Below are 5,441 nucleotides of genomic sequence, written 5' to 3'. Positions count from 1 at the left end.
CGGTGGCATTCAAGGTGATGTGCTTGCTACCGATAACAATACTGTAGGCATGGGTGATGCTGGTATTAAATCTGCCATTCAAGGCTCTAATGTTCCTAACCCTGATGAGGCCGTCCCTAGTTTTGTTTCTGGTGCTATGGCTAAAGCTGGTAAAGGACTTCTTGAAGGTACGTTGCAGGCTGGCACTTCTGCCGTTTCTGATAAGTTGCTTGATTTGGTTGGACTTGGTGGCAAGTCTGCCGCTGATAAAGGAAAGGATACTCGTGATTATCTTGCTGCTGCATTTCCTGAGCTTAATGCTTGGGAGCGTGCTGGTGCTGATGCTTCCTCTGCTGGTATGGTTGACGCCGGATTTGAGAATCAAAAAGAGCTTACTAAAATGCAACTGGACAATCAGAAAGAGATTGCCGAGATGCAAAATGAGACTCAAAAAGAGATTGCTGGCATTCAGTCGGCGACTTCACGCCAGAATACGAAAGACCAGGTATATGCACAAAATGAGATGCTTGCTTATCAACAGAAGGAGTCTACTGCTCGCGTTGCGTCTATTATGGAAAACACCAATCTTTCCAAGCAACAGCAGGTTTCCGAGATTATGCGCCAAATGCTTACTCAAGCTCAAACGGCTGGTCAGTATTTTACCAATGACCAAATCAAAGAAATGACTCGCAAGGTTAGTGCTGAGGTTGACTTAGTTCATCAGCAAACGCAGAATCAGCGGTATGGCTCTTCTCATATTGGCGCTACTGCAAAGGATATTTCTAATGTCGTCACTGATGCTGCTTCTGGTGTGGTTGATATTTTTCATGGTATTGATAAAGCTGTTGCCGATACTTGGAACAATTTCTGGAAAGACGGTAAAGCTGATGGTATTGGCTCTAATTTGTCTAGGAAATAACCGTCAGGATTGACACCCTCCCAATTGTATGTTTTCATGCCTCCAAATCTTGGAGGCTTTTTTATGGTTCGTTCTTATTACCCTTCTGAATGTCACGCTGATTATTTTGACTTTGAGCGTATCGAGGCTCTTAAACCTGCTATTGAGGCTTGTGGCATTTCTACTCTTTCTCAATCCCCAATGCTTGGCTTCCATAAGCAGATGGATAACCGCATCAAGCTCTTGGAAGAGATTCTGTCTTTTCGTATGCAGGGCGTTGAGTTCGATAATGGTGATATGTATGTTGACGGCCATAAGGCTGCTTCTGACGTTCGTGATGAGTTTGTATCTGTTACTGAGAAGTTAATGGATGAATTGGCACAATGCTACAATGTGCTCCCCCAACTTGATATTAATAACACTATAGACCACCGCCCCGAAGGGGACGAAAAATGGTTTTTAGAGAACGAGAAGACGGTTACGCAGTTTTGCCGCAAGCTGGCTGCTGAACGCCCTCTTAAGGATATTCGCGATGAGTATAATTACCCCAAAAAGAAAGGTATTAAGGATGAGTGTTCAAGATTGCTGGAGGCCTCCACTATGAAATCGCGTAGAGGCTTTGCTATTCAGCGTTTGATGAATGCAATGCGACAGGCTCATGCTGATGGTTGGTTTATCGTTTTTGACACTCTCACGTTGGCTGACGACCGATTAGAGGCGTTTTATGATAATCCCAATGCTTTGCGTGACTATTTTCGTGATATTGGTCGTATGGTTCTTGCTGCCGAGGGTCGCAAGGCTAATGATTCACACGCCGACTGCTATCAGTATTTTTGTGTGCCTGAGTATGGTACAGCTAATGGCCGTCTTCATTTCCATGCGGTGCACTTTATGCGGACACTTCCTACAGGTAGCGTTGACCCTAATTTTGGTCGTCGGGTACGCAATCGCCGCCAGTTAAATAGCTTGCAAAATACGTGGCCTTATGGTTACAGTATGCCCATCGCAGTTCGCTACACGCAGGACGCTTTTTCACGTTCTGGTTGGTTGTGGCCTGTTGATGCTAAAGGTGAGCCGCTTAAAGCTACCAGTTATATGGCTGTTGGTTTCTATGTGGCTAAATACGTTAACAAAAAGTCAGATATGGACCTTGCTGCTAAAGGTCTAGGAGCTAAAGAATGGAACAACTCACTAAAAACCAAGCTGTCGCTACTTCCCAAGAAGCTGTTCAGAATCAGAATGAGCCGCAACTTCGGGATGAAAATGCTCACAATGACAAATCTGTCCACGGAGTGCTTAATCCAACTTACCAAGCTGGGTTACGACGCGACGCCGTTCAACCAGATATTGAAGCAGAACGCAAAAAGAGAGATGAGATTGAGGCTGGGAAAAGTTACTGTAGCCGACGTTTTGGCGGCGCAACCTGTGACGACAAATCTGCTCAAATTTATGCGCGCTTCGATAAAAATGATTGGCGTATCCAACCTGCAGAGTTTTATCGCTTCCATGACGCAGAAGTTAACACTTTCGGATATTTCTGATGAGTCGAAAAATTATCTTGATAAAGCAGGAATTACTACTGCTTGTTTACGAATTAAATCGAAGTGGACTGCTGGCGGAAAATGAGAAAATTCGACCTATCCTTGCGCAGCTCGAGAAGCTCTTACTTTGCGACCTTTCGCCATCAACTAACGATTCTGTCAAAAACTGACGCGTTGGATGAGGAGAAGTGGCTTAATATGCTTGGCACGTTCGTCAAGGACTGGTTTAGATATGAGTCACATTTTGTTCATGGTAGAGATTCTCTTGTTGACATTTTAAAAGAGCGTGGATTACTATCTGAGTCCGATGCTGTTCAACCACTAATAGGTAAGAAATCATGAGTCAAGTTACTGAACAATCCGTACGTTTCCAGACCGCTTTGGCCTCTATTAAGCTCATTCAGGCTTCTGCCGTTTTGGATTTAACCGAAGATGATTTCGATTTTCTGACGAGTAACAAAGTTTGGATTGCTACTGACCGCTCTCGTGCTCGTCGCTGCGTTGAGGCTTGCGTTTATGGTACGCTGGACTTTGTAGGATACCCTCGCTTTCCTGCTCCTGTTGAGTTTATTGCTGCCGTCATTGCTTATTATGTTCATCCCGTCAACATTCAAACGGCCTGTCTCATCATGGAAGGCGCTGAATTTACGGAAAACATTATTAATGGCGTCGAGCGTCCGGTTAAAGCCGCTGAATTGTTCGCGTTTACCTTGCGTGTACGCGCAGGAAACACTGACGTTCTTACTGACGCAGAAGAAAACGTGCGTCAAAAATTACGTGCAGAAGGAGTGATGTAATGTCTAAAGGTAAAAAACGTTCTGGCGCTCGCCCTGGTCGTCCGCAGCCGTTGCGAGGTACTAAAGGCAAGCGTAAAGGCGCTCGTCTTTGGTATGTAGGTGGTCAACAATTTTAATTGCAGGGGCTTCGGCCCCTTACTTGAGGATAAATTATGTCTAATATTCAAACTGGCGCCGAGCGTATGCCGCATGACCTTTCCCATCTTGGCTTCCTTGCTGGTCAGATTGGTCGTCTTATTACCATTTCAACTACTCCGGTTATCGCTGGCGACTCCTTCGAGATGGACGCCGTTGGCGCTCTCCGTCTTTCTCCATTGCGTCGTGGCCTTGCTATTGACTCTACTGTAGACATTTTTACTTTTTATGTCCCTCATCGTCACGTTTATGGTGAACAGTGGATTAAGTTCATGAAGGATGGTGTTAATGCCACTCCTCTCCCGACTGTTAACACTACTGGTTATATTGACCATGCCGCTTTTCTTGGCACGATTAACCCTGATACCAATAAAATCCCTAAGCATTTGTTTCAGGGTTATTTGAATATCTATAACAACTATTTTAAAGCGCCGTGGATGCCTGACCGTACCGAGGCTAACCCTAATGAGCTTAATCAAGATGATGCTCGTTATGGTTTCCGTTGCTGCCATCTCAAAAACATTTGGACTGCTCCGCTTCCTCCTGAGACTGAGCTTTCTCGCCAAATGACGACTTCTACCACATCTATTGACATTATGGGTCTGCAAGCTGCTTATGCTAATTTGCATACTGACCAAGAACGTGATTACTTCATGCAGCGTTACCATGATGTTATTTCTTCATTTGGAGGTAAAACCTCTTATGACGCTGACAACCGTCCTTTACTTGTCATGCGCTCTAATCTCTGGGCATCTGGCTATGATGTTGATGGAACTGACCAAACGTCGTTAGGCCAGTTTTCTGGTCGTGTTCAACAGACCTATAAACATTCTGTGCCGCGTTTCTTTGTTCCTGAGCATGGCACTATGTTTACTCTTGCGCTTGTTCGTTTTCCGCCTACTGCGACTAAAGAGATTCAGTACCTTAACGCTAAAGGTGCTTTGACTTATACCGATATTGCTGGCGACCCTGTTTTGTATGGCAACTTGCCGCCGCGTGAAATTTCTATGAAGGATGTTTTCCGTTCTGGTGATTCGTCTAAGAAGTTTAAGATTGCTGAGGGTCAGTGGTATCGTTATGCGCCTTCGTATGTTTCTCCTGCTTATCACCTTCTTGAAGGCTTCCCATTCATTCAGGAACCGCCTTCTGGTGATTTGCAAGAACGCGTACTTATTCGCCACCATGATTATGACCAGTGTTTCCAGTCCGTTCAGTTGTTGCAGTGGAATAGTCAGGTTAAATTTAATGTGACCGTTTATCGCAATCTGCCGACCACTCGCGATTCAATCATGACTTCGTGATAAAAGATTGAGTGTGAGGTTATAACGCCGAAGCGGTAAAAATTTTAATTTTTGCCGCTGAGGGGTTGACCAAGCGAAGCGCGGTAGGTTTTCTGCTTAGGAGTTTAATCATGTTTCAGACTTTTATTTCTCGCCATAATTCAAACTTTTTTTCTGATAAGCTGGTTCTCACTTCTGTTACTCCAGCTTCTTCGGCACCTGTTTTACAGACACCTAAAGCTACATCGTCAACGTTATATTTTGATAGTTTGACGGTTAATGCTGGTAATGGTGGTTTTCTTCATTGCATTCAGATGGATACATCTGTCAACGCCGCTAATCAGGTTGTTTCTGTTGGTGCTGATATTGCTTTTGATGCCGACCCTAAATTTTTTGCCTGTTTGGTTCGCTTTGAGTCTTCTTCGGTTCCGACTACCCTCCCGACTGCCTATGATGTTTATCCTTTGGATGGTCGCCATGATGGTGGTTATTATACCGTCAAGGACTGTGTGACTATTGACGTCCTTCCCCGTACGCCGGGCAATAATGTTTATGTTGGTTTCATGGTTTGGTCTAACTTTACCGCTACTAAATGCCGCGGATTGGTTTCGCTGAATCAGGTTATTAAAGAGATTATTTGTCTCCAGCCACTTAAGTGAGGTGATTTATGTTTGGTGCTATTGCTGGCGGTATTGCTTCTGCTCTTGCTGGTGGCGCCATGTCTAAATTGTTTGGAGGCGGTCAAAAAGCCGCCTCCGGTGGCATTCAAGGTGATGTGCTTGCTACCGATAACAATACTGTAGGCATGGGT

Annotated in this window: 9 protein-coding genes; all 9 read left to right on the top strand. The window is 44.8% G+C overall.

Going from position 1 to position 5,441, the window contains the following annotated elements:
* A partial coding sequence (locus tag LA5095_RS33640) for a Minor spike protein (protein WP_032195949.1) occupies positions 1–898 on the top strand: 898 nt, incomplete at its 5' end.
* A 63-nt stretch (positions 899–961) separates the two neighbouring features.
* The gene (locus LA5095_RS33635; protein ID WP_000252566.1) at positions 962–2,503 is read left to right on the top strand and encodes a replication endonuclease; all 1,542 of its coding nucleotides are present in this window, start codon (positions 962–964) and stop codon (positions 2,501–2,503) included.
* Positions 2,436–2,588 (top strand): hypothetical protein, encoded by a 153-nt coding sequence (locus LA5095_RS33630; protein ID WP_435988044.1) that lies wholly within the window; start codon positions 2,436–2,438, stop codon positions 2,586–2,588. Before LA5095_RS33635 ends, LA5095_RS33630 begins: the two co-directional genes overlap by 68 nt.
* Positions 2,521–2,760, top strand: a complete 240-nt coding sequence (locus tag LA5095_RS33625) for a phage DNA packaging protein C (protein ID WP_016670801.1) — start codon at positions 2,521–2,523, stop codon at positions 2,758–2,760. Before LA5095_RS33630 ends, LA5095_RS33625 begins: the two co-directional genes overlap by 68 nt.
* Complete coding sequence (locus tag LA5095_RS33620; protein ID WP_000084700.1) at positions 2,757–3,215, top strand: scaffolding protein D; 459 nt, start codon at positions 2,757–2,759, stop codon at positions 3,213–3,215. The genes LA5095_RS33625 and LA5095_RS33620 overlap by 4 nt, the downstream gene beginning before the upstream one ends.
* Positions 3,215–3,331 carry a phage DNA packaging protein J gene (locus tag LA5095_RS33615; RefSeq protein ID WP_000033471.1) on the top strand — a complete coding sequence of 39 codons (117 nt, stop codon included), beginning with the start codon at positions 3,215–3,217 and terminating at the stop codon, positions 3,329–3,331. The genes LA5095_RS33620 and LA5095_RS33615 overlap by 1 nt, the downstream gene beginning before the upstream one ends.
* A 36-nt stretch (positions 3,332–3,367) precedes the next feature.
* Positions 3,368–4,651: a major capsid protein gene (locus LA5095_RS33610; protein WP_000065572.1), complete on the top strand. Its 1,284-nt coding sequence runs from the start codon at positions 3,368–3,370 to the stop codon at positions 4,649–4,651.
* Positions 4,652–4,761: 110 nt separating this feature from the next.
* A complete protein-coding gene (locus LA5095_RS33605; RefSeq protein WP_000487867.1) occupies positions 4,762–5,289 on the top strand; it encodes a hypothetical protein in 528 nt (175 codons plus the stop codon).
* An 8-nt stretch (positions 5,290–5,297) separates the two neighbouring features.
* Positions 5,298–5,441, top strand: a 144-nt coding sequence (locus LA5095_RS33600; protein WP_497847213.1) for a hypothetical protein, incomplete at its 3' end; no start/stop codon positions are given.

Source organism: Roseibium album (genome assembly GCF_001404515.1).
Taxonomy (GTDB): Bacteria; Pseudomonadota; Alphaproteobacteria; order Rhizobiales; family Stappiaceae; genus Roseibium; species Roseibium album.
This window is presented reverse-complemented; position numbering and strand designations above follow the sequence as displayed.

Coding starts and splice junctions, on each gene's coding strand:
- LA5095_RS33615 (WP_000033471.1), top strand. CDS start 3,215: ATGTCTAAAGGTAAAAAACGTTCTGGCGCTCGCCCTGGTCGTCCGCAG.
- LA5095_RS33635 (WP_000252566.1), top strand. CDS start 962: ATGGTTCGTTCTTATTACCCTTCTGAATGTCACGCTGATTATTTTGAC.
- LA5095_RS33610 (WP_000065572.1), top strand. CDS start 3,368: ATGTCTAATATTCAAACTGGCGCCGAGCGTATGCCGCATGACCTTTCC.
- LA5095_RS33620 (WP_000084700.1), top strand. CDS start 2,757: ATGAGTCAAGTTACTGAACAATCCGTACGTTTCCAGACCGCTTTGGCC.
- LA5095_RS33605 (WP_000487867.1), top strand. CDS start 4,762: ATGTTTCAGACTTTTATTTCTCGCCATAATTCAAACTTTTTTTCTGAT.